Here is a 24,231-nt window from a genome sequence, read left to right as displayed (position 1 = left end):
TTTTCTATCAAGACAAGCCTTAAAAAACTATCCTATGAAAATAGAATCTTCAGAAGTTGTAGAAACCAACGATTATAGAGTGCTGATTTACCCAGCCTCACGACCGTTTACGGCTAAGGAAAGCAAAGCCATTACCGAGCAATTATTTGATTTTCTTTCCACTTGGGCAGCACACGGCAAGCCGCTATCTTCATCGTTTAAAATTGATAAAAACCAGTTTATCATCATCACCGTAGATGAGGAAAAAGAAACCGCTTCGGGCTGTTCCATAGATGCGCTGAATGGGGTAATGCGTAAAATTGATGCCAACTACCAACTCGGATTGTTTGACCGAATGAAAGCTTGCTTTATAGAAAATAGCGAGGTTAAAACCATGAAACTCCAAGACTTCCGCCAAGCCTTAAAAAACGGTACCCTCTCCGAAGATATTGAAGTTTTTGATTTCTCAAAATCTACTTATGTGGCTTATCTTTCGGATTTTCTGTTGCCTCTTAAAAGAAGTTGGGCAGGGCTTTATGTGGGTTAAAACATCATAAACCCCACTATGGAGCGCCGTAAAATTTTGTTTCTATCCTCGTGGTTCCCCTCTCAGGAAGAACCTACGAATGGTAATTTTGTACAACGCCACGCCGAAGCGGTGGCATGCCTCCACCAAGTGGAAGTGCTCTATGCCGTGGGCAGGGCTCAGCAAGCGACAACTTATACCATTCAAGAAGAGACCACGAACGGCGTACGCACCGTGCTGGTGTATTACCAAAAATCAAAATATGCGTGGCTCAATCCGTTGCGGCGCTTTCGGGCTTACCTTAAAGGCCTAAAGCACATCAGCCGCCCAGACCTCATCCACGCCCACATTATGCAAAAGCCGATGCTCTTTGCGGTCTATCTTAAAAAACGCTGGCGGGTGCCGATGCTCTTGACCGAACATTGGTCAGGATTTTTAAAAGAAAACCAAGTGCAGTTGAGCCTATTCCAGCGCTGGACCGCCCAAATCATAGCCCAGCACGCCGCACTCATCAGCCCTGTAAGCCATCGGCTCAAAAGGGATTTGGAAAAATTATTACCCCCAAAAAAGATGCAAGTGGTGCCCAATGTGGTGGATACGCAACTATTCTGCCCTTCTGAAAGAAATAATGCGCAGCCCTTCATCTTTTTGCATATTTCCAATTTAATTCCTCTAAAAAATACGGCGGGCATCATCAACGCTGCCCATAAACTTCACCAAGATTATCCTAATTTTGAGCTTCACATCGGTGGCGATGGTGATTTAGCGCCCATCCAGCAACGCATTGAAGAATGGGACGCTCAACATTACATTAAAACTTTTGGTACTCTAAGCCACACCGAGGTTGCCGAGCGTATGAAAAACGCCGATGCCTTTATCCTCTTCAGCGATTACGAAAATCTGCCGTGCGTGCTTATTGAGGCGTTGTCTTGTGGGCTAAAAATCATTGCGACTGATGTGGGCGGCGTTTCGGAAATTATCAATCATCCAGATTGGGGAGTCCTCGTTCCACCACGAGATGAAGATGCCCTCCGCCAAGCTATGCAAGACCTCTTGCCAACGCCAAATTCACTCAGTGACAAGAAAAATAAACATCAAAATGCTGAAGCAAGATACTCGCAACAGGCGATAGCGCAGCAATTTCATCAACTTTATCAAACCCTACTCCACCGATGAAAAAGTTCCTCAGCTACTTTGTTCAGAATAATGGCTTGTGGGTGTTTTTGGCACAAGGACTTTCTAAAGCGTTCTTCTTCTTGATGAACTTATGGGCCATCCGTATGCTTTCTAAAAGCGATTATGGCACGGTAATGTTGGCGCTCAATTTTCTTGGTTTTTTCTTAGCATTGGTGGGAATGGGTAACTATCAAGCCGTGTTAAGATTTGGAGCCTTGGAACCCTATACCAGTAGAAAAATGCTTTTTAACTACCTGTTTTCCATAGGCTTAGTTCGGCAGGGACTCGTGAATATTCTGATGTTGGCACTCGCCTTGGTGTTTTATTGGAATCATATTGAGGTGTTTTGGCTCATTCTATTGCTCAGTAGTCGGTTTTTAGGATTTTATTTTTTAGAGTTCTCCAAAGCCCGCCGCAGAGCCTTATTAGACAATAAAACCTTTGCGTGGTACGATATTATTTTTGCTACGCTTTCTCTCCTGTTGAGCATTATTTTCACTTATTTTTGGGGCGTTTATGGCTTCGTTTTAGCCCTGTGTATTGCGCCGTTTTTCATTTTATTTTTAGACCGATACCAATGCCAATGGGCGCTCCCCAACAAGACAAAACAAGAACGCCGAGATTTATGGCAATTTTCGTGGACCACCGCTCTAACTTCCCAAGTTTCGGGTTGGATTTTTATGATAGACCTCTTGATGATTGGCTGGTACCTCACTTCCGCCGATGTTGCCAATTATAGGGTAGCTTCTATTCTGCCCTTCAATTTGTTATTTATTGGACATATTTTTTTACAAACCGATTACGCTAAACTTTGCAAATCCTCAAAAAACAAGCAGCATTTTCAGCAATATTTAAAAAATTATTGGCAGGTGATCGCCTTGTTCTCGGTGCTGATTCTTGGCATTGGTTTTTGGCAATCTCAACTGATTTTATCCTTATTTGGAGAAGATTATCGCGTGGTGCCTATTTTTAGAATCTTACTGATTTCCACTATTTTAGGCTTAATGCTGAGGATGCCTTTTGGCTATCTTTTGGCGGCATTAGGTCAATCCCATTGGAATTTAAAAATCGCAATATTCATTAACACCCTGACTTTCTTAGGGTTATACTTCATCATCCCTCAATACGGTATTGAGGGCGTCGCGTATTTCACTTTATTTAATATTGCACTTTCGGGCTTGCTGACCGCAATGGCCTACCGCGTAGAAATTCAAAAACTTTAACCTATCTTTGCTCTATGAAAATGATTTTTTTATTTATCGTACTTGGTTTAGGCTTGATTTCTTGCCGAAAAAATGATGCCGAGCCGCAACAGATCGACCAAATTTTAAATATTTACATCAAGGATTCTTTGCACCGAGATTTGCTCAACCCCAAGCATCCACAGTCGATTTCCAGCGTTAGCCTCTCGGATTTGGGTGGCCGTTATTCCAATACCAATTTATCAGGATTCCGGACTTTGGTTGATGCAGATTCGTTGTATTTTATACAATATATCTCAGGAGCAACAAGAAATATTATGGATTCCATCAATCCAGAGCTTAAATATTATCAATCCGACATTGCCCTAACTTATCAACAGAAAATCAATGATTCTACCCATATTACCACAGTAGACACCCTGCAAATCAATTATTTATGGACGCCTACTTTATTTCAAATCAAAAATATATGGCTGAACCAAGCGCTTATTTTTTCCAAGCAAAATGATGCGCCCAATACTGTGGAAATCCTAAAATAATTCTTAATTTTGTCAGAAATTTAATTTTTAACCTAAAGATATGCTACAAGTTCAATTTTTAAAAGATGAAAAAAACCGCGTGCTACAAGGCCTTGAAAAAAGGAACTTTAAAGCGCTACACTTGATAGAAGACGCCATCAATACTGATGATGAGCGAAAAAAAATACAGTTTGAGTTAGATGAAAATTTGGCTCAGATGAATAAAATTTCTAAAGCCATTGGAGGGCTGATGAAAGAAGGTAAAAAAGAAGAAGCCGAGGCTGCAAAAGCTGAAACCAGCATTTATAAACAGAAATCTCAAGAGCTACAACAAGCGCTAAAAGAGAAAGAGGAACAGCTTTTACAAATTCTTTATCAAATCCCCAACATTCCTCATCATTCCGTAAAATCAGGCGTTTCCGCGGAAGACAACGAGGTGGTTTATCAATCTCAAAACGAGTTTGAAATGGACAGCAACGCTCTGCCCCACTGGGAGTTAGCCAAAAAATACCGCTTAATCGATTTTGAGTTGGGCGTTAAAATTGCTGGCGCTGGCTTTCCTGTTTATTTAGGCAAAGGTGCGAGGCTACAGCGGGCATTGGTTCAGTTTTTTTTAGACCGAAATACCGACGCTGGCTATTTAGAAATCAACCCGCCACAGGTGGTCAACGAGGCTTCTGGATACGGCACAGGGCAACTGCCAGACAAAGAAGGACAGATGTATTACATTAACGAAGATCAACTTTATCTGATCCCAACGGCGGAAGTGCCCGTGACCAACATCTACCGAGATACCATTTTAGATGAAAAGGAATTGCCGATTAAAAATACGGCTTTTTCGCAGTGTTTCCGCAGGGAGGCAGGGAGCTATGGCGCCCATGTGAGAGGACTCAACCGATTGCATCAGTTTGAGAAAGTGGAAATTGTAAGATTAGAAAAGCCTGAGCATTCTTATGATGCTTTGGAGGAAATGGTGGCTCATGTACAGTCTATTTTGGAAGATTTAGAGTTGCCATTTAGAATATTAAGGCTCTGCGGTGGCGATATGGGCTTCACTTCTGCCCTTACCTACGATTTTGAGGTATGGAGCGCAGCGCAACAAAAATGGTTAGAAGTATCTTCGGTTTCTAATTTTGAAAATTTCCAAGCCAACCGTTTGAAGTGCCGCTACAAAGCTGGCGACCAAAAGCCACAATTGGTACACACCCTCAACGGCTCTGCTATGGCTCTACCACGAATTATGGCTGCACTATTAGAGAATAACCAAACGGAAAACGGCATCCGTATTCCTGAAAAATTGCGGACTTATACGCGTTTTGATGAAATTGTATAAGCATCAGATTTTGTATATTATAACAACATCGGGCGGGGGTTTACCCCGCCCGATGTTGTTTCACGCCGAATAGTTTTATCTATACTTAGTTGGGTAACAAGTCATTATTTATCTTGTTGATATTTTTTGTTTGAGAATTAAAGTTCTTGCCAAAATTATATGATAAAGTCAACAATATCAACCTTGAATTCATATAAGTGGTATTTTTTAACTTCATACTTGATTGATCTTCAAATGTAAACTCTTGCGTAGCATCGTTATCTAAAATATTCCGAACCGCTAAAGAGGCATATATTAAGTTTTTAAAAAAGTTTCTTGATATAGAAAAAGAAATATCTGGTTTTAGCGCTCTATAATAATTCACATCATAAATTTTATTTCTATAATCTGTATTGACATAAAAATTATAATTCTTCAGTTTACCCCTCAAAGACACCCCTAATCTATAATAATCCCCCGAATAAACTTGATTTTGATATTCTCTATTGCTATATTGATACCCATAGTAGGTATTCAAATCTAATGTTTTTAATAATGGAATAGATAATGAAATTAAAGGTCCAAATTCTTCCCTATCCGCATTAACCATCTGGTTGATCACCGCGCCTTGCTCTACCCTTCCTAAGATAGAAAGATGATTTTTAATTTTCTCATAAGAACCTGATAATGAGATATTAACTTTATTCCACTGATGAGAAAAAGAAGTTTCGTAATAGTGAGAAGTCTGAAAACTCAATAAAGGATTGGTGAGCGTGGTGATCCCATTGGTTTCTTTATAAACCCCGCCAGATAGAGTATAAATATTAGGGCGGTAGATTTTCTTATGGTACGCCAATCCTATTTCTGTTTTATCACCTATTCCTTGTAATATTTTAATATATGGCAAAAATGTTTCGTTTTTAGTATAAGCATCTTGATAAGCTTGATATCTTATATTGGCTGTAGCCGAGAGTTTTTTAGTAATATCATAATTGGCTTTTAGCACTATATTGAATAATGATTGATTAAAAGAATGAGGTTGTGATTGCCCATTCATCAAATTTTGAACATCAAAGTGTCTATCTGTATAAATTATACCCAAATCCACGGTTCCTTTTTCTAATTTACGAGAAAGGAAAGGGCTAATTGCAAATTCTTTAAAATTCTGGTGAGAAGTATAGCGCTCCAAAGGGCTCTTATTTTCATAATCTTGATTATTCAATATGTAGTCAGAATTAAGTTTAAATACATATTTCCCAAAAGACCAGTCATATAAAAAATTAACGCCGTAGTAGTTCAGGTTCATCTCTTTTTTCAACGGATGATTATTGTCTAGTGCTTCCCCCTGTTCATTAATCCCAGAGTATAGAAATTTTAAATTTAACGACTGATTATCAGACAAATGATGATTAACCGACAACATACCAAATGGCTGATATAGGTTTCTTTTCATTTTATAATCCACCGCTTGATTTAGGTACCTTTGCACCGTTTCCCCTTCGTTAGAATTCCATAGATTAGAGTGCATCAACCTCACGATGGTATTCCTACTTTTAACCGAAACACTGGTGCCACCATAAAAAAATTCTTGCAAAACACCTGGTGAAAAATCTAAATAGCCCTTAACCCCTGGTTTGAACTTCGTCTTTACATTGAGTGCCAATTCCGTTTCTCCATTAGAGGTATTGATGTAAGCATGCAACAGCTCTACACTGGCTATTTCTTCTATCGGAATGGATTTAAACTCTTCCATAGAAGCTTTGATATCGTTAATGAGTATGGTCTGGATAGCGTTGCCTTTATAGTGGACCACATTATTATTTCCTACAGAAATATGAGGAATACTGGATATCACCTCTAATATTTTAGTATTTTTTATAAATTTATCTTTTTTAATCGTAAAAGTAGATTTATAAGCGCTTTTGGTATTTTGTTTTATAAAAATACTATCTATATTTTTCACCCTTGCCGAATCTTTTATCTGAGCATACCCACGCCCCACAAGCGCAAAACACAATAAGAAAGCCAGTAATCTATTGAACCCCACCATAAGTTAATTTATTTAAATTTGCATGATATAAAAGTTAAAAGATAATAAAAAACCGCTTTTTATTGCTATTTTAAAACCCTTTATACTGTTACAAGTTTACAAAATAAAAAATTAACTAAAAAATATTTTCTATACTTTTTCACGCCGAATAGTTTTCCAGCATTTTTTCTATTTCCTTTCTCATTCTGGTTTTTAGGGATTCTGGGGCGAGGATTTTCACGCGACTGCCCATAGAGAGGAGTTCACGCTCAAAATCATAAGTGGGCACCAACTTCAGGGTGATGATGGTTTCCGTTGGCGTTTCGGTGACTACTTTCTGCGTGGCGTGGAGCGGTAATTTTTTGACATAACTGCCCTGTTGTCGATCAAAAGCCAGCACGATATCTTCTGGCTGCGCTCCATTCGGTGCCACAATGCCAAAAGAATATTCGTAAAGGTGGGCGAAGTCTATTTTTTCTGGGGTAAATTTGGAGTTTGAAAATTCCAGATCTCTAATCCGATCTAAGCCGTAGGCTCTCATTTCCGAAGGCTCACCACCCGCTTTGAAAGGCTTGGCTAAAAGATACCAACGGTGTCGAAACTCCTTGAGCGCATAGGGTTGCACGGTTTTTCGGCTGGCTTTCGCCTCACTATCCCACAAACTCTGGTGCTGAAAGCTGAGGAGCCGTTTGTTGATAATGGCGTGGAGAATGCCCGTCAAATTTTCGTTTAAAGCCAGCGAGGTTCTATTTTCAAAAAACATCACCTCCGCATTTTTCTTGGAGCTGCGGTAGGCATCCAGCAAGATGGCGCTTTCAAGGGCTTTTTCCTGATGGAGGTCTAACTCTTCACGGCTGATAAAGTGGACTTTTCGCTTTCGGCTGTAGCTAATTTCTAACCCTAAAGCCTCCTGAATCAGGATTTTATCTCGTTGAAAAGTCCTTTTATCATAACTCAACAGCATATCTCGCTGGGTAAATTTTTCATCTAAATGGTCTTGGATTTCCTCAAACGAAGCGCCTCTATCTCCACGCTCTCGCAAAAATTCTCCTATATATTGAATTCTTAAAATATGTTCTAAAACTGCCATTTTTTTATAATTATTGGTTTATTTTTTTATTTAATATCATTTGATTTGGACTATGCACCCTCGCATTTTCTTTTGCATCATTGGTAGAATTATCTTGTCCAAACCTCATCTCACTGCACCATAGCGGCACTGACTCAATCGGATTCTTCATTTTTAATCTACCGAAATATCCGCTTTATTTTTGATTTAAAAATGCGATATAATTGTTCAGCAAACCTCTAATCTGTTCCGCCGCCACGGGATTGGCAGAGTGAACAAAAAACTGAAGTTGGCTTAAATCACAGCCTGATTCGTACACGAGCCACTTAGCCGCCGCCAAACCATCTGGCGCTATATTGCCTGCCTCATCGGTGCCCAAATCATTATCAAAACTGATGAAATCTGGCAATCCATTGTTTTGGATATATGCCACAAACGCCTTGTAGGAGCGCACTATATGGAAATTTGCCACCTCGGTAGGCGGATACACCATCTCCACCGTACGGATATCGTCTAAAAATAATTTCTTTTTCATCGTTCAGTCAGCGTAGCGGGAGGCACATTCCAAACGAAATCGGCTTCCGCTACATTTTTAATGTATTGTCCATTCTTAAAATCCGAGCGTACCCACTTGGCGAGAGTATCCACTTTGCCGCACCGCTCCACCCTGTACACCATCCCTTCGGGCATTTCTACGCTCTCTATTTCTGGTGTTTTTTGGTTCAGAATGGGGATTAAATCTTCTGGCGGAATGGCATCGCCTTCGTGGAGTTTCCGTGGGGTGTTGAGACCGTGGGGCTTCACTTTGGCGAGGAAATCTTGCTGTAGATAGCGCTCATTTTCAGGGCTAAAATAATCAAAAAAAACGATAGGCTCCGTGCTGATTTTATAGCGTATGCCGTGTGCCTGCGCCATCCACTCGCCCACCAAACGCTCGCCTTCGGCTAAAATTTCGGCGAAGAGACGCTCGCGCTGTGCAACCCAATGGGCAAAGAGCCTGTGCTGTAGAAAGCGGCTATTTTTTGCCAACAACCCCGAGCGTGTGAGTGCCAAAATTTGGTTTTGATGTTTGATGATGCCCACATTAGAGCCGTCGTACTTTTCGTGAACCCAAATGGTGTCCCAGTGGTCTCTTTTCTGCTGGGTAAAAATCCGAATGTGCCCTGCGCTAATGTGGTGGTCGCCCTCGCCTAACTTAGAGTTGGGGAAGTGCCCAATAGCATCGTAATTTTTGATATTTAGGGGTTTCATCTGAGATTTTTTTGAATGAAACATTTATTTTTGATACTCTGGCAAGGCTTTCATCAGCCTGTCATACATCACCAAAGAGGCCGCCACGGAAACATTGAGCGAGAGCGTCCCTGGGAGCTGAACAATATGATCGCAGTAACCTTTAGCCTCATCGGATAAGCCGTAAAACTCGGAGCCCATAAGGTAAAGCGCGCGCTTAGGATGTTTAAAATCTACAATTGGAACGCTTCGTTCGTCTAATTCTACGCCAATCAGCTGGCTCTCCATCGGCATAGCGCGGTAGAATTCCTCCAAAGTATCGTAATGGAAAAGGGGCAACTGCCGATACGCCGCAATGGTGTCCGTACGCATCCGCTTGTAACTTTCGCCGATAACGAAGATGAAGTTGGCGCCCATAATGTAGGCGGAACGCCATATGGTACCGATGTTTTTTGTGGAGCGTACATTCTCAATTCCAATTCCCCAGAAACCTTTTGTTTTAGGGTAAGGGTAAGCATTAGGATAATCTAACATAATTTTTGTTTTTTAAATTCTGGGACAAAATTAGGGTGGTATAGCGACAAACTATGTCCGTTAAAAAATTTTTACAACGACACCTTTTGTCCGAAGCAAGTCTTATTTTTGTGGAAATTATAATTGGATACGATATGGATTTCCCTGTTACTTTTGAGCCTTATGTGGGCTCGCAATTTCATCAACAAGCGTTTAAAATTTTAGTCTTGGGCGAGAGCCATTATTTTGGCACTGAGGATTGGCAGACTTTTAATAGCGGTAACCTCGCTGCCTTGGCTGGCGTTACTCAAAAAGTGGTGCACGAGTTTTTAGCCTACAAACGAGGGCAAGGTGCTGGCGCCGCATGGATGCGCACTTTTACTAAATTTTCTAACTTACTGAAAGGTGAAAAGCTGTCTAACGCAGATCTGGGCGCGCTGTGGGAGACTTTGGCTTTTTATAACTTTGTGCAAACGCCTATGGGAGGTCCTCGCCAAGCTCCTACCGCCGCCGATTTTACCCAAAGCGAAGCGGCTTTTAAAACGGTTTTAAAACAGCTCTCCCCCAACCTCATCATCTTCTGGGGACACCGCCTCTGGAACCATTTTCCTAAAGATGCCTACCATAATAACAACGGGATCCACACCCTGTCTTACGACCGTGATTATGCTCTTTTTGTGGTGCCACACCCGAGTAGCCTCACGAAAAATGCCCAAGCAGCATACCAAGAACTCCGGCTGTATATGGGGCGGGTGTAGGGACAAGAACCTCCGCCACCGCTGCTTGCAGCGGTGGCGTTTTTTTAGAGGTTCATTGCTTTTTTTACTTGTTGCTCTATCTCTGCGGCTTGCGCTTCTGGAAGCTCATAAGTTATTCTCTTTTGCCCTAAAAACCTCCTCTATTATATAGTTGTCTTCTAAAGCATTCCTGACTTTCTTAGCGTATTTCTCTTCTGCAGAAAGATTGAGCCCCGTTTTAGGTTCATGAAAAGCCTCATCTAAATTAACCTGCAATAAAAGAGTTCCAAATTGTTTGAGTTCTGTTATGCAGGTATTCTCATACTTTTCAATTAATTTTATTAATTTTACGAAAGCTTCATCTGATGATCGAACCGCATCTTTATACCAATCTCTTATCTTATCTTTATCAGATCCTGAAAGTCCAAAAAAGCCATCTCCTTCCTCTTTAACTTTCTCAAGAGAATCACTTACTTTAGTTAGATATTCCACATGTGTAGAGGGGAATTCCTGCGTTAGAAATTCGATTATTTGATTTATCCCTTTTTTGGTCTCTTTAATTACCAATTGGTGTTTAAAAGATTCCCCCATAATATTGGCATAAAAGTCTATTAAACTTTGTGCTGTTGTAATAAGCTTTGCAAAATATTGCTCCGCATTATCTTTTATTCTTTCATTATACTGTTCTGAGGTTAATAATTCAATATGCCCATTTAATATGGCCTGTAGACTATTTCTTTCGTTTTGTTTTAATTTTTCTACTCCTAAATCTGGTAAATGAGGAAGATCAAACAACTGGTAATAGTCAACCGATTTTTCTTCATGATATTCACTACTTAAAAAATCCCATTTTTTCTCATAATATTTTCTATAATTTGAAATACAATAATCTGCTATTTCCCTCCTTTCTAATTTTATCGGAATTTTAGGGAGGTTCAATATTATTGCATACATATCTTTTTCTGGATAGATATTGCAAAAAGTTTCCCAAAGACCTACAAAGCTATAATTCAACACCTCTTCTCGTCCAAATGGCTTAGAAGATCCTTTACGCGTTTTTTTCTCTTCATTGCAAACTTTTATAATTTTTATATCTGCATTTTTGTCATCAACAGAGGCTTTTAACTCGGTATTAAGGACATGGCAAAACTCTTCTAATTCTTTATCTCCCACCAGATCACTTTTGGTTAGAATAATCACCACATTGATGATTTTCTTCATCTTATTTATAAAATCTATCTCAAAAGTCTCTAAGCGTTTGCTACTCGCTGCAATACAGTAATACAGCGTATGCAAGTGCTCAAAAAAATCATCAAACTCTTGAGTTTCTTTTATTTTTTCTTCAAAGGCTTTTTCAAACTCTTCGGTGGTATCGGGTTCTATACCTTTGGTATCATAGAGGTGATAGCGTATTTTGGTTTTAGGATCTCTATAAGTGTGAATATCAAAATATTCTTGGGTAACAGGCATTCCTATCCCTGTTTCAAAAACTTTTTTACCCACCAGATAGTTAAGGAGGGAGCTTTTCCCAACTCCCGATTTTCCTGCAACTACGATATTAAGATTTTTTCTTGCTGTCATTATATGATTTTATTAATGATTCAAAAGTTCCGTTGGTCAATAGCTCTTTAACTGCGCTTTCATTGAAAGTACCTTCTAATTGTTCATTGACAATTTTCTCAGAAATTTTAATCAAGGCATACCCTATAGAATAAGTAATGGTACTTGCTACCGTCGCATTTATCAAAGCTCCTGCAATACTTCCTACTAATGGAATCAATTTGAGTAAATTCCCCGCTAAAGTTTTCCCTATCATAGAGACCACTTGGTTTCCTATTACATTTTTCACCACATCAGAAATTCCATAATTAAGCCCATAGATACTAAAAATCCGCATTGCCATAGTGGTTTGCACTCCTAAAAGCAAAGGAGCATCAGAGATTGGTATCGGAGAAGCGGCTACGGCTATGGCAGCAGCTGCCGCTAATTTAATTGCATTATCGGCTTTTTTTCTTTTAAGTTTTAGGTTGGCTTTTTGAGCAACGATAAAGCCTAATTTTACATTTTCATCGCTTATATTATCTTCAGACCATTCTATTAACTGGTCTAATTCTAATTTCTTGTTTAATTCTGGATCATTGCTTACCTCAAAGCATCTAAGATTTGGAAAATGTTGTTTTACAACTTGTTTTAGGGCTTTGGCATCACTCCCTTCTTCGTCATCATTATCACATTGTGTAAACACAACAGCGGTAGGTATTTTTTTGTTTTCTATTAAAAATTTAATATTCTCAATATCAAACGGGAGAATTCTTCCGTTGGCAAGGCTGATGCAATACCACGCAATATGAATTTGATCTTCTATATTAGAAAAATTTTCATCAATATACTTGTTTAAGGCCGTTTCAAAATTAGAAGTTTTTTCTAATTCATAGCCCTCACTATCAATAATATTAACTGGTTCTTTATCTGAAGAGTATCTGTAAAAACCTCTGGTTTTTGGTTTTGTATGCGATATAGCTGCCAGATCTTTTCCAAAAATGGTGTTAATAAGGCTACTTTTTCCTACACCTGTTTGCCCTAAAACTAAAACATTAGGGCTTTTAATGTTTTTTTTAAGCTCTTCAAATTCTCTTTGAAATTGTTTGCTTAATTCTTTTTCATTGGTATTAATGTTCATAGTTTATTTTTTTTTAATTTTATTCTCATTTCACTTCAACCATTTCAAAATATATTGTGGAGCTCACGGGCATACCATTATACGCGATGCCAGCGCCATATTTGGCATCAAAAGCGGCAATCACCTCTTTTTGATTGGGTTTTCTACTGGTGTTTCTAACGATCACCTCTACGGACATTCCCTTAACCACTTGGTTCATATTTCTCTTTGCGGTAACCCGCCATAAATGTGTGGACATAGTTTTATTTTTTTTATTTGTTAATATTTGTTTTTGATTCTCAAACATCTACAAAAAAAAGGACACAGCACTTGCTTTTGTCCATATTATTCGGTTGGGCTCTGGTAAAGCCTGAGATGAAAATAGGAAAAAACAGCCTGCGTCCCTTGGAAAAGGGAGCAACCATGCTTTCGCCCATTACTCTTCATCTCTTAGTTGAATTTACCAGATTTAACCAAATGAAATAATGGTCTGCATTTTATGCTCTATATGTTACTTTTATTGTCTTATATCTTCATTAAATTTTAATTTTCACAAAGATAATATAAAAACCACAAATAACCCATAGCGCAGGCTGTATTTTTTTAATCCTTATTAGTCTTTGCAAAAATAAACCCTGACCCCGACAAAATAAGTCGTTGTATTTTTTTCTTTACAATTTATTTTATTCTGCCATTTTGACCTAATTTTTATTATCTTTGCATACAAAACCAAAAATAAACCCCACAGGCACAGCACCAAGCCGAGCCTACTGGGGACAACCATAAAAGAAAACACAGTGCAAGAAAAATATATAGACGAAACCAAACAAGGCGAGGCATACGCCATTGCCGAGAAACCCAAAAATCATAAAAAACTCTTCTTAGAGAGCTATGGCTGCCAGATGAATTTTTCGGATAGCGAAATTGTGGCTTCTATCCTCAGCGAGCAAGGCTACAACACCACGCTAAAAGCCGAGGAAGCCGATTTAATCCTCCTCAACACCTGTTCTATTAGAGAGAAAGCCGAGCAAACCGTAAGAATGCGCCTCTCACAGTTTAAAAACCTCAAAAGCGAGAAGCCCAGCCTTACCGTAGGCGTTTTAGGCTGTATGGCAGAGCGCCTCAAAACCAAGTTTTTAGAAGAAGAACACTTGGTAGATTTAGTGGTGGGCCCAGATGCCTACCGAGATTTGCCCAACCTCCTCAAAGAAACTGAAGGCGGCAAAGACGCCATCAATGTAATCCTCTCCAAAGAAGAAACCTATGCTGACATCAGCCCTGTGCGCTTGGGAGGCAACGGCGTGACCGCTTTTGTGACCATTACCCGCGGCTGTGATAATATGTGCACCTTCTGCGTGGTTCCCTTTACCCGAGGCAGAGAGCGCAGCCGAGACCCCCACTCCATCATTGAAGAATGCAAGGAACTTTGGAACAACGGCTACAAAGAAATTACACTCCTCGGGCAGAATGTAGATTCTTACCTTTGGTACGGTGGCGGTCCTAAAAAAGACTTTGACAAAGCCTCCGAGATGCAGAAAGCCACAGCCATTCGCTTTGCACAATTGTTAGAAATGGTGGCGCAAGAACTACCGAAAATGAGAATTCGCTTTGCCACTTCTAACCCTCAGGATATGAGCATAGAAGTCTTCAAAATGATGGCAAAATATCCCAACATCTGCAAATATGTGCACCTGCCTGTACAAAGCGGAAGCAATGCCATCCTCAAAGCGATGAACCGCCAGCACACACGCGAGGAATATTTAGACCTCATTAAACAAGCCAAAGCCATTGTGCCAGACATCGCCTTTTCCCAAGATATGATTGCAGGCTTCTGTGGCGAAACCGAGCAAGACCACCAAGACACTTTATCTTTGATGAAAGAGGTGGAATACGACTATGGCTATATGTTCGCGTACTCGGAAAGACCTGGCACGCCTGCCCATAAAAAAATGGAAGATGATGTGCCTGCCGAGGTTAAAAAACGCCGACTGCAAGAGATCATAGACCTACAAGGAGAACTCTCCAGAAAGCGGATGAAATCTTATGTAGGGCGCACCCACGAAGTCCTCATAGAGGGAGAAAGCAAGAAAGATAAAAACCAATGGAAAGGCAGAAATTCCCAAAATGCAGTAGTGGTTTTTGACAAAGCCGAAGGACAAAACATCGGCGATTTAGTAGAGGTTTTCGTGTATGACAACACCCAAGGAACGCTCTTGGGAAGAATAAACTAAACGTGCCACAGTGCGCCATTAACCTTTAAAATTAAGGAAAAACGATGACAGAACTTCAAAACATAAAAAATAGATTTGGGATTATCGGGAACTACCCTGCCCTCAACCGAGCCATAGAAAAAGCCATACAAGTGGCACCCACAGACATTTCGGTTTTGGTGATTGGCGAAAGCGGCGTGGGGAAAGAGCACATCCCCAAAATCATCCACGCAGAATCTCGGCGCAAGCACCAACCTTATATTGTGGTCAACTGCGGCGCCATCCCCGAAGGGACCATAGATTCCGAATTGTTTGGACACGAAAAAGGCGCTTTCACAGGAGCGACTTCCACGCGGAAAGGTTATTTTGAAGTGGCTGATGGTGGCACTATTTTCCTCGATGAAGTGGGAGAGCTACCCCTACAAACCCAAGTGCGCTTGCTTAGAGTTTTAGAAAGCGGCGAGTTTATGAAAGTGGGCTCTTCTCAAATCCAAAAAACCAATGTGAGAATAGTGGCTGCCACCAATGTTAATATGATGAATGCCATACAAGATGGGCGTTTTCGGGAAGATTTATACTACCGCCTCAATACTGTCCAGATTGATATGCCGCCGCTCCGTGAGCGCAAGGGCGACATCCACCTTCTTTTTAGAAAATTTGCGATAGACTTTGCGGAAAAATACAGAATGCCCGAAATCCACCTTACCGAAGATGGCATCCGCTATTTGGAAAACTATCCGTTCCCTGGGAACATCCGCCAGCTGAGAAATTTGGTGGAGCAACTAACGGTGGTGGAGCACAATAGAGAAATTAGCGCAACCAGATTAGCGGAATACATCCCAATGCAAGCCAACCTCCCTGCCGTGGTTCAGAAGGGCGGCAGTGGGGTTTCCAGCTCAGAGTTTAACACCGAAAGAGAGATTATGTATAAGATCCTCTTTGATATGCGCAATGATATTAACGACCTGAAAGCCCTTACCTCAGAGCTGATTAAAAACCGTGGCAATGGGGATTTTAGCCTCCAAGAAAAGAGCCTGATCAACCGAATTTATACCCCAGAGCAACCGCCCGTTAGCAACAACTCGCTCCTTTATTTTGAAACGCCTACGCACCACGCAGAGCCCAGCATTGTAGAGCCTGTGCACGAGCATATAGAGGCAGAAGATATAGAAGCGGAAGAGGCGCCCGCCACCTCATTATCGTTACAAAACAACGAGAAAGAGCTGATTATAAAGGCTTTAGAAAAGTACAAAGGGCGCAGAAATAAGGCGGCAGAAGAGCTGGGAATTTCGCAGAGAACTTTGTATAGAAAAATTAAACAATATCATTTAGAAGATTAACATAAACCATTAAAAATTATTTATTATGAGTACACATTCTTTTACTCCAGCCCCTGTAAAGTTCAAATTAGGAGAATATTTGAACCAAGGTTTTGAATTATTTAAAAACCATATGTCCACCATCATCTTGGCATTTTTAGCGCTGATCGTGATGAGCATTATCCCTCTCTGTGGTATAATGGCGCTGGGCAATTTTATTAAACTATGCCGCAAGCTCAACCGTGGCGAAAACGCTTCTGCAGGCGATATTTTTGACTTCTCTGACTTTAGGCACTTTTTAAAATTAAGCCTTATTGTTTGGGGGTTTTCTTTACTGATTCAAATTCCATTAACTATCCTTACTGATGCCAATCAAGAGCCTACCCCATTATTTAGTCTTTATATTTTAGCCATGTATCTGGTGGCGATTTATTTCCTGATTAAAGGTTACTATGTGGTAGCTCTGATGGAGTTAGAAAGACATTCGCTAATGGACAGCTGGAAACTCTCTAAACAGATGAGCAAAGGCAATGGACTCAATATTATCGGTTTTGCCATCATTGTTTCATTGATAAGTGCTGCTGGTTTTATCCTATTCTGTATTGGAATTATTTTATCAATCCCTTTAGTTTATGCTATACAATACGCTTCTTATGAAGATGGCATCCAGCAAACGAAAACAAAAGCAACTATTTTTTAGAATATAAATTATGCTCAGACCTTCCCTTTCCATCTGCGGTATATTCGGCGCGCTGTGGCTCTTGGTTTCTTGTTATAGCTTTACAGGAAACTCACTAACGCCAGAGATGCGCACCATACAGATTAAAAACTTCCCGAATAATGCCGCTTTGGTTAATCCCGACTTAAGCCAACAGTTCACCATAGAATTACAAAACCGCTTTCTACAAAGAACCACGCTTAAAGGCACCAACCAAAATCCAGATTTGCTGATCGAAGGGGAAATCACAGACTACCGCCTTAACGAGCCTACCACCATCACTTCTGGAGTGGAGGCTCAGGGCGGCATTGTACAAGCGGCACAGAACAAATTGGTGATTACCGTAAAAGTCCACTACGAAAACGCCATAGACCCCAAACTTAACTTTGATAGAACCTATACCGATGAAGCCACCTACAGTAGTGAGTTAGACATCACACAAATAGAAGCCTCACAGGTAAAACTCGTTAATGAAAGGATTATCAATAAAATTTTTAATGATATTGTTGCTAACTGGTAAATTATGAAGACACGAATTTTAGAATTGATAAAACAGCCCCAAAACCTCCAACAAGAAGATTTAGACCTCTTGCAAAAGGAGCTGGATCATTATCCCTATCTGCAGTCCCTGCGGGCGCTCAAACTGATTGGTGTTCACCAGTTTCAGCCAGAACTCTATCAACCTATGCTTTCCGAAACGGCAGCTTACACCACAGACAAAAAAATCCTATACCAACTGATTGTAGGGCGCCACAAAAAAAACGAACCTTCCATTAAACCACAGCTTGAAAATACCGCTGTAACCGCTCCTGAGGCCGTTTCATCAGAAGTTGCCACGCCGCTAACTGCCAAGCCACAAGAAGAAGCAACAGGCATTATCGTAGAGGAAGAAGAACTCCAAGTGAACAACCTTGATGATGCTCTGCCACAACACGATGAAAACCTTGCGCAACCGCCTATTGATGAGGTTTTGCCTCAACCAATAGAAACGCAAGAAATAGAAAATAAAGTAAAAAATACAGACCACAAAACCGAAGAAAATTCAACTTCGGAAGAAGTCACAGAAATCAATACCTCGGCAACCGAAAATATTTCGGATATTTCCAGTCCAACCGTTGATTTTAACCCAATAGAAACAACGCCAAAACCAGAAACCACGCAACCTCAAACCGAAGAAATTCCAACTTCGGAAGAAGTAGCAAATACAGAAACCGAGGCTTCAGAAAATGAAGAAATAGAGCTCAGTTTTCAGCAAATGGAGGCTTTTCTCCCTCACATTAAATTTAAAACACCAACCCCACCGCAGCCAGAAATCACCGAGGCTTTACCTCAAACCAACGAAACGGAAATCATGGTGGATAATCACGCAAAAGAAACCCCTACCGCAGTAGAAGAACACGAAAACACAACCGCTGACACTCCTACCGCGTGGAAACCGATGCAGGTTGAAATCCAAACGCCTGATGCCCTTATCGGCAAAAAAACAGCGCCTTCGGCAAAGCCTGCACCACCAAAAATAGAAGAACCCCAACCTCAAAAAATAGAGGAGCGCCAAGTGATTGATGTCTCCTTCTTCAGCCCTCATTTGGGTAAATTAGAGGAAACCACCGAAACGCCAAAATCAGAGGATACCTCAACCAATTTATCCGATGTCCAACCTAAGGAAAGCAATGTTTCTTCATTTATTGATACTTGGCAAAATTGGCTCAAAATCGATAGAGAAGAAGACAAAGCCACCAATACCGAAGAGACAGAGAATAAAAAAGCCCAAATTATTGAGAAATTTATAGAAACCAATCCTACCATTTCTAAAAACGAAAAAAACAGCGTAAAGGAAGAAAAAGAATTCGTTATTAAGGACAAAGGCGATGACATTTCGCACCTGATGACAGAAACCCTTGCCAACCTCTATGTAGAGCAACACCTCTTTAGCAAAGGGATAGAGGCCTATGAAATTTTAAAGGAGAAACACCCTGAAAAAACGGCTTATTTTGAGGAGAAAATACAAGAAGTAAAAGCGCTTCGCGCTGGCAAAGCTTAAATTATTCCGAGCAAAGTTTTAGAAAAGTACGCTCCATTTCTTGGTAATTTTGAGGCATCTCATACGAAGTCCAGAAGAGCATCGTGTGAGCGTGGTGTCCAAATTGGTCTCGGTATGCCGCTTTGTGTCGGCGGTAGCATTCTCTCAACAAACGCTTAATGCGGTTTCTATCCACGGCTCTTTTAAAATATTTTTTAGAAACCGAAACGCCTACTTTCGGTTGTTCTCCCTCATCAACAGCGCGCGCAATCACACGGAGGTTGCCACAAGAAGTCCACTGCCCTTGTTCAAAAAGCAACCGAATTTGTGTCTTAGATTTGAGTTTTTCTTGAGGATAAAATTTTTGGTTGAGCATCAAGGTTTTGTTAAATAGTTAATGACCGTAGCCGCAGCATAGAGCCCAAATAGTGCTGGCATAAAACTCACCGTTCCATAAAACGAGCGTTTATAATGCGTGCCATCAGTCAGTTTTAGGCTGTCTTCTTTTTGGAGTTCTGTGGAAAATACGCACTTCACCCCTTTATTGATGTGGTCTTTTCTCAATCTTTTTCGTACTTGCTTAGCTAAAAAGCAATTTTTGGTTTTGCTAATATCCCGCACCACCACTTGGGCAGGATCTGTTTTTCCGCCAGCCCCCATAGCACTGATAATCTTTACTTTATGACGCTTTGCCGCTTTGATTAGCGCAATCTTAGGCGAAACACTGTCTATACAATCCAAAATATAGTGGAAAGGCTGCGCCGTGATGATTTCCTCCATGCGTTCTGGCGTTAAAAATTCGTTGATGGCAGTCAACTGAAGCTGAGGGTTGATATCCAACAATCGGGCTGCCACCACCTCTACTTTGGGCTGTCCCACCGTGGAGCGCAATGCGGGCAACTGCCGATTAACATTGGTGATATCCACCTCATCTCCGTCAATAATGGTGAGATGCCCCACGCCAGCACGCGCCAAAAATTCCGCCGCAAAAGAGCCCACGCCACCCAAGCCAACCACCAATACCGAAGCAGCTTCCAAACGCTCTACGCCCTCGGTTTTTAAAAGCAATTCTGTTCTCTCTTGCCAGTGTTCTATCATAAATTCAGATTAAAAACAGTGTTCACATTAGCCAAAATCTGCCGCTCCAGCCCTGTCACGCTCATTTGCTTTAAAGTCGCTGCGGTATAATAAATTTCTGACAAGTCCACTTTGGCAGCATCGGTTTCTAAAAACAGACGCTCTATGGGCGTTTTCTTAAAAGTTTCCTGCAATGTTTCCGTATTCAGTAGTGCCTTGCCAAACGACAAATAATAGCCTTTTTCTAAAAGCATCTCGGCAATGGTTTCATTTTTATTAAAACCGTGGAAAACAACAGGCACTTTAAGGTTTTCGCAGAGTTTAGCCACCTCGTAATAGCGCTTTACACAATGGATTATCAGTGGTTTTTGCAACTGTTCAGCTATGGCTATTTGGGCTTTAAAAGCCTCCTCTTGAAGTGCCTCCGGTACCTCCACTAAACCATCTAACCCACACTCACCAATGGCTACACATTCTGGGAATTCGGCTAACTCCAAAAGTTGAGGTAAGGCTTTGGCGTAGTCTGTCGTGACCTTTGCTGGGTGCAAGCCTATGGAGTAATAAGACGGTAATACTTCCGTCCGCAATGGGAGGTTATAAATCCCCAACGCTCCTAAATCGTGGTGGTGAGCATTAAACATCATAAGACTTCTATCGGTTTTAAAATGAAAGGTTTGAGTTTATTTTTTTTCTTCGGGGCTTTTTTCTTTTCATCTACCCCAAAATTATACAAAAACCCAACACCAAGGGTTTGCTTGAGCTGTACGCGCTGGATTTGGTCATGGTCGTAGAGCAGGTTGATATTAAAAGTTGTGGAAATGAATTGGTTAAACTTAAGGTCTATGGTGCCGTTATAATTCACATCCACGCGCTCCATATGCTCCAAATAGTTGGTAAAAAGCCCCAATCGGCTGGTGAACAAAATATCTTTATACAGTTGTATTCTATACAAAAGCGTGAGCATCGCCCCCAACTCTGCCCTTAAACTTTGCCCATCTCGCTCCAAACCATAGCGGTCTTTGCGCTGGAGGTCTTTATCTAAAACAAAGGTCAGCTTGGCATTGGCAGGTCGGAATATCGCTTGGAAATTTTTATTAGGATTGTAGGAAATACCCACCCCTGCATTAAAATACCCTGGTGCCATAAATTTAGAAATGCGATCTGCATAAGAAGGATCAGGCGTAGCGCTGTAATTATACCCCGGCATAAACTGAGTTAAAAGTTGAATGCCCGTGGAGAGATAATAATTCTTGCCAATCTCATAGCCGTAGTTGCTCATAATGTTAAGGTAATCCTCGGTTTTCCTTGATGATTGCCCTTGGGTGGAGTTAAAACCATAACCCATTTTGATGATGTTCTCCCAATAATGCTCGTTTTTCTTATACGAAATATTGTAATCCAACTTGGCAATAATGCCGATGCTGTTGTTCCCGCCCGCATTCCAATTCGAAAAGCTGGATTGGTTAAATTCAATATTATTCTGTCCCCAGAAGAACCATTTTTGGGGTGTTTTCATTTTGAGGAAATGGTAAGGCGTAACGGGAGGCTCTTCTTTGATCACTTCTATCATCCCCTCGTTGGGGGGCATCAGCGTATCAACAGCCTTGGTTTTTAAAGGATGCAAAGTCAAGCGGCTGAGGCTGTCTATACTCAAAGTTTGTTGCTCCCACCGCTGTTGGGCTATGGAATCTATGAACTTTTTCGAGGGCAAGCGCTGTGCCTGCACCAGCGTACCCAACAAGCAAGAGAACAATAAAAGTAAATATGGATTCATCTGAGAGGCATCGTTTAAATCAACTGCAAAAATAGGACAGAATTTCTACTTTTGAAAATAAACCGACATTATTTACAAGCTTTTGGTCTTGGCAAAGCATTTGTGGGGATTGAAACTTATGATATTTAAATCGATACATATCCGCGCAATACTGATGCCCACCGTAATGCTATTAGCCATATGGGGCACTTTTCTATTACAATCCTTCGGTTTTTTTAGCAATTGCCAAGGCGCTCTCATCCCGCTAACACCACAAGGACTGAAAGGCATTTTCTTCTCGCCATTTTTACACGATGGCTTAGATCATATTTGGGGCAACTCGGTTCCCTTAGCCGTTCTGATGTTTTTACTGTATCAGTTTTACCCTAAAATAGCCTCCACCATCTTTGCCTTAGGCTGGTTCTCCACCGAATTTTTGGTCTGGCTGATGCCTCAAATAGACCTCTACACTGGCGAAACGGTTTATTCCTGCATCATTGGAGCGAGTGGCTTGGTATATATGCTGGCATTTTTCCTGTTTTTTAGTGGTGTTTTCCGCTGGGATGTCAAGTTGCTCATCATCTCGCTATTGGTGGCGTTCTATTATGGCAGTTTAATTTGGGGCATCTTCCCTGAAGAACTTTTTTCAACTTTAGAAGAACCGAGCCGCGTTTCTTGGCAATCGCATCTGATGGGTGCCGCCGTAGGAACCGCCTTAGCACTGATGTACCGCAAACAAGGCGATAAAAAACAAAAATTCATCTGGCAATATCCCAACTATTACAGTGAGAGAGATGATAAAATCTGGCAACAATACAAAGCCGAACACCCTGAAGATTTTCAAGAATTGCCGCAACTCAAAAAAACGGATATTTGGGAGCATTTAGATGAGATTAGAAGAAATTCGTAACCTCATTTTTAGCGATGGAAAGGCTTAATTTCATCCTGATTTTCGCTTTCGTGGAGGCGGATATTTCTCAAAAACTAACGCTAAACACCTTTCTTTCCTGATAAAATCAAATCGATAAGTTGGGCTTTTCGGCGCTCGCGGGTTTCGGGCTTTTTTGCTGAAGTAATCCATCGCATAAATTCTTTGCGGTGGGTATAAGAAAGGGCATCATACATCGTGCGGGCTTGGGGTGCAGCATCAAAAAGCGGCTGTACATCTTCTGGAATTTCCACCACACGCTCTTCCAAATCTTGCACCAGTACCACAGAAACCTCATCTCCAAAGGTTTTTCCCAAAGCCGCTCTGACCTCTTGCGTTAGCCCTAATCTATGGCAAGTTCCGCCCATTTTGGCTAAGCTCCCACGGTAATCCACTCGGTTATCAAAGGTGGCTTTGATCTTCACTTGACCTTTCTTCCCAAAGATTTCTTCCACAGAAAACGGAAAATCTACATAGGCGGCGTTTTGGTTTTGGTGTTGCTTGATTTCGGCTTTAAATACGATCGGTTCCATAGGTCGGTTTCTTTAAAAAAGTTTGTCTTAAGAGTTCATCTAATTTTTCTATGGCATACCTCAGCGTGGTGCGAGGCATTTGCTGGTGGTGTTTTTCTAAAAACTGAACCAAAGTTTTTTCATCTTTTTTGCCTATCTCGCGGAGCATCCAGCCGTTGGCTTTTTGCATTAAGTCGTGGGAATGTTGGAGGTTTTTTAGGATTATCCTCAACGGCAAATCAAAACTTTGTTTTTTGATGTAATGGAGCGTTGCCACCACCGCAATACGCTGTCGCCATAAATGGTCTATACCTGCCAAAGCCTCTATTGATGAGGGATTTTGAGTTTCAAAACAATGTCGACCTAAAATTTTGTATGCCGTGCTATCCACCAAATCCCAATTGTTAACGGGTTCTAAATTGTCCAAATAAAATTGCACCAACTCGGCTTTTTCTTCTGGATTTTTGGTCTTTTCGTATTTCTGTACCAACATCAATAAAGCGGTCAGCCGATATTCGTGAATGGGCGCATAGAGCAATGCCTTCAATTCTGGCAGACTGATGGCTTTTCCATAGGCTTTTGCCACTTGGCGTTGGTCTGGTACAGTAACCCCAATGAACTGGTCGCCCTCGGCGTATTCGCCTTTGCCGGTCTTAAAGAAACGCGGAAAGAATGCCGCTTTTTCTGGTTGCGCTAAATCGTTTAGCGCTTGAATGATGTCTTCGTTAAGTCCCATTTTTTTTC

At 41.0% G+C, this 24,231-nt stretch carries 26 protein-coding genes; 12 read left to right on the top strand and 14 right to left on the bottom strand.

The genetic code is table 11. The annotated features are described in order from the left end of the window. Nucleotides 1-34: 34 nt before the first annotated feature. From NYR17_RS01485 to serS, 5 genes are read left to right on the top strand one after another with little or no spacing between them, the layout of a single operon-like run. Nucleotides 35-526, top strand: a complete 492-nt coding sequence (locus tag NYR17_RS01485) for a hypothetical protein (RefSeq protein WP_302505930.1) — start codon at nt 35-37, stop codon at nt 524-526. 18 nt (nt 527-544) lie between these two features. Next, nucleotides 545-1,681 (top strand): glycosyltransferase, encoded by a 1,137-nt coding sequence (locus tag NYR17_RS01480; protein WP_302505929.1) that lies wholly within the window; start codon nt 545-547, stop codon nt 1,679-1,681. Continuing rightward, nucleotides 1,678-2,904, top strand: a complete 1,227-nt coding sequence (locus NYR17_RS01475) for an oligosaccharide flippase family protein (RefSeq protein WP_302505928.1) — start codon at nt 1,678-1,680, stop codon at nt 2,902-2,904. The genes NYR17_RS01480 and NYR17_RS01475 overlap by 4 nt, the downstream gene beginning before the upstream one ends. A gap of 14 nt (nt 2,905-2,918) precedes the next feature. Beyond that, entirely contained in the window at nt 2,919-3,422 is a 504-nt protein-coding gene (locus tag NYR17_RS01470) for a hypothetical protein (RefSeq protein ID WP_302505927.1), read from the top strand. A gap of 40 nt (nt 3,423-3,462) precedes the next feature. Further along, a complete protein-coding gene (gene serS, locus NYR17_RS01465; protein WP_302505926.1) occupies nt 3,463-4,734 on the top strand; it encodes a serine--tRNA ligase in 1,272 nt (423 codons plus the stop codon). Nucleotides 4,735-4,819: 85 nt separating this feature from the next. On the opposite strand, the gene NYR17_RS01460 is transcribed toward serS, so the two are convergent. From NYR17_RS01460 to NYR17_RS01440, 5 genes are all read right to left on the bottom strand, one after another. Further along, complete coding sequence (locus NYR17_RS01460; RefSeq protein WP_302505925.1) at nt 4,820-6,568, bottom strand: outer membrane beta-barrel protein; 1,749 nt, start codon at nt 6,566-6,568, stop codon at nt 4,820-4,822. Nucleotides 6,569-6,902: 334 nt separating this feature from the next. Then, the gene (locus tag NYR17_RS01455; protein WP_302505924.1) at nt 6,903-7,832 is read right to left on the bottom strand and encodes a helix-turn-helix transcriptional regulator; all 930 of its coding nucleotides are present in this window, start codon (nt 7,830-7,832) and stop codon (nt 6,903-6,905) included. Between the two features lie 175 nt (nt 7,833-8,007). After that, the gene (locus NYR17_RS01450) at nt 8,008-8,346 is read right to left on the bottom strand and encodes a cyclic-phosphate processing receiver domain-containing protein (RefSeq protein WP_302505923.1); all 339 of its coding nucleotides are present in this window, start codon (nt 8,344-8,346) and stop codon (nt 8,008-8,010) included. Continuing rightward, entirely contained in the window at nt 8,343-9,062 is a 720-nt protein-coding gene (locus tag NYR17_RS01445) for an RNA ligase family protein (RefSeq protein ID WP_302505922.1), read from the bottom strand. The genes NYR17_RS01450 and NYR17_RS01445 overlap by 4 nt, the downstream gene beginning before the upstream one ends. Nucleotides 9,063-9,086: 24 nt before the next feature. Continuing rightward, on the bottom strand, nt 9,087-9,575 hold the full coding sequence (locus NYR17_RS01440) for an RNA methyltransferase (protein WP_302505921.1): 489 nt from the start codon (nt 9,573-9,575) through the stop codon (nt 9,087-9,089). 110 nt (nt 9,576-9,685) lie between these two features. On the opposite strand from NYR17_RS01440, the gene NYR17_RS01435 reads away from it, so the two are divergent. Further along, nucleotides 9,686-10,312: a uracil-DNA glycosylase gene (locus NYR17_RS01435; protein WP_302505920.1), complete on the top strand. Its 627-nt coding sequence runs from the start codon at nt 9,686-9,688 to the stop codon at nt 10,310-10,312. 105 nt (nt 10,313-10,417) lie between these two features. On the opposite strand, the gene NYR17_RS01430 is transcribed toward NYR17_RS01435, so the two are convergent. The 3 genes from NYR17_RS01430 to NYR17_RS01420 are packed head-to-tail and all read right to left on the bottom strand — an operon-like array spanning nt 10,418 to nt 13,209. Continuing rightward, nucleotides 10,418-11,872, bottom strand: a complete 1,455-nt coding sequence (locus NYR17_RS01430) for a GTPase domain-containing protein (protein ID WP_302505919.1) — start codon at nt 11,870-11,872, stop codon at nt 10,418-10,420. Beyond that, nucleotides 11,850-12,971, bottom strand: a complete 1,122-nt coding sequence (locus NYR17_RS01425) for a GTPase (RefSeq protein ID WP_302505918.1) — start codon at nt 12,969-12,971, stop codon at nt 11,850-11,852. Before NYR17_RS01425 ends, NYR17_RS01430 begins: the two co-directional genes overlap by 23 nt. Before the next feature lie 25 nt (nt 12,972-12,996). Next, nucleotides 12,997-13,209 carry a peptidase gene (locus NYR17_RS01420; protein WP_302505917.1) on the bottom strand — a complete coding sequence of 71 codons (213 nt, stop codon included), beginning with the start codon at nt 13,207-13,209 and terminating at the stop codon, nt 12,997-12,999. 538 nt (nt 13,210-13,747) lie between these two features. On the opposite strand from NYR17_RS01420, the gene miaB reads away from it, so the two are divergent. Genes miaB through NYR17_RS01395 form a run of 5 tightly spaced genes read left to right on the top strand, consistent with a single transcriptional unit; the run spans nt 13,748 to nt 19,238 of the window. Then, nucleotides 13,748-15,181, top strand: a complete 1,434-nt coding sequence (gene miaB, locus NYR17_RS01415) for a tRNA (N6-isopentenyl adenosine(37)-C2)-methylthiotransferase MiaB (protein WP_302505916.1) — start codon at nt 13,748-13,750, stop codon at nt 15,179-15,181. 44 nt (nt 15,182-15,225) lie between these two features. Then, nucleotides 15,226-16,500, top strand: coding sequence for a sigma-54 interaction domain-containing protein (locus NYR17_RS01410; protein WP_302505915.1), 1,275 nt, complete (start codon nt 15,226-15,228; stop codon nt 16,498-16,500). A 25-nt stretch (nt 16,501-16,525) separates the two neighbouring features. Then, on the top strand, nt 16,526-17,179 hold the full coding sequence (locus NYR17_RS01405) for a hypothetical protein (protein ID WP_302505914.1): 654 nt from the start codon (nt 16,526-16,528) through the stop codon (nt 17,177-17,179). A gap of 10 nt (nt 17,180-17,189) precedes the next feature. After that, on the top strand, nt 17,190-17,717 hold the full coding sequence (lptE, locus tag NYR17_RS01400) for an LptE family protein (RefSeq protein WP_302505913.1): 528 nt from the start codon (nt 17,190-17,192) through the stop codon (nt 17,715-17,717). Between the two features lie 3 nt (nt 17,718-17,720). After that, nucleotides 17,721-19,238: a hypothetical protein gene (locus NYR17_RS01395; RefSeq protein WP_302505912.1), complete on the top strand. Its 1,518-nt coding sequence runs from the start codon at nt 17,721-17,723 to the stop codon at nt 19,236-19,238. A gap of 1 nt (nt 19,239) precedes the next feature. Here NYR17_RS01395 and rnpA read toward each other — a convergent pair whose 3' ends face one another. The 4 genes from rnpA to NYR17_RS01375 are packed head-to-tail and all read right to left on the bottom strand — an operon-like array spanning nt 19,240 to nt 22,068. Then, nucleotides 19,240-19,593, bottom strand: a complete 354-nt coding sequence (rnpA, locus tag NYR17_RS01390; protein ID WP_302505911.1) for a ribonuclease P protein component — start codon at nt 19,591-19,593, stop codon at nt 19,240-19,242. After that, on the bottom strand, nt 19,593-20,315 hold the full coding sequence (locus NYR17_RS01385; protein ID WP_302505910.1) for a tRNA threonylcarbamoyladenosine dehydratase: 723 nt from the start codon (nt 20,313-20,315) through the stop codon (nt 19,593-19,595). The genes rnpA and NYR17_RS01385 overlap by 1 nt, the downstream gene beginning before the upstream one ends. Then, complete coding sequence (locus NYR17_RS01380) at nt 20,312-20,938, bottom strand: TatD family hydrolase (protein ID WP_302505909.1); 627 nt, start codon at nt 20,936-20,938, stop codon at nt 20,312-20,314. Before NYR17_RS01380 ends, NYR17_RS01385 begins: the two co-directional genes overlap by 4 nt. Continuing rightward, the gene (locus tag NYR17_RS01375) at nt 20,935-22,068 is read right to left on the bottom strand and encodes a DUF3078 domain-containing protein (RefSeq protein WP_302505908.1); all 1,134 of its coding nucleotides are present in this window, start codon (nt 22,066-22,068) and stop codon (nt 20,935-20,937) included. Before NYR17_RS01375 ends, NYR17_RS01380 begins: the two co-directional genes overlap by 4 nt. Before the next feature lie 166 nt (nt 22,069-22,234). Between NYR17_RS01375 and NYR17_RS01370 the strand changes: the two genes are divergently transcribed. Then, nucleotides 22,235-22,957: a rhomboid family intramembrane serine protease gene (locus NYR17_RS01370; protein WP_438826605.1), complete on the top strand. Its 723-nt coding sequence runs from the start codon at nt 22,235-22,237 to the stop codon at nt 22,955-22,957. Nucleotides 22,958-23,037: 80 nt separating this feature from the next. Here the strand turns inward: NYR17_RS01370 and NYR17_RS01365 are convergent, their stop codons facing one another. Further along, complete coding sequence (locus NYR17_RS01365) at nt 23,038-23,508, bottom strand: YdeI/OmpD-associated family protein (protein ID WP_302505907.1); 471 nt, start codon at nt 23,506-23,508, stop codon at nt 23,038-23,040. Further along, nucleotides 23,489-24,223, bottom strand: coding sequence for a DNA alkylation repair protein (locus NYR17_RS01360; protein WP_302505906.1), 735 nt, complete (start codon nt 24,221-24,223; stop codon nt 23,489-23,491). Before NYR17_RS01360 ends, NYR17_RS01365 begins: the two co-directional genes overlap by 20 nt. Between the last annotated feature and the right edge of the window lie 8 nt (nt 24,224-24,231).

Source organism: Riemerella columbina (assembly GCF_030517065.1).
In the GTDB taxonomy this organism is placed as follows: Bacteria; Bacteroidota; Bacteroidia; order Flavobacteriales; family Weeksellaceae; genus Riemerella; species Riemerella columbina_A.
The sequence above is the reverse complement of the archived record's forward strand: the minus strand, read 5'-3'. Positions and strand labels throughout refer to the sequence as shown.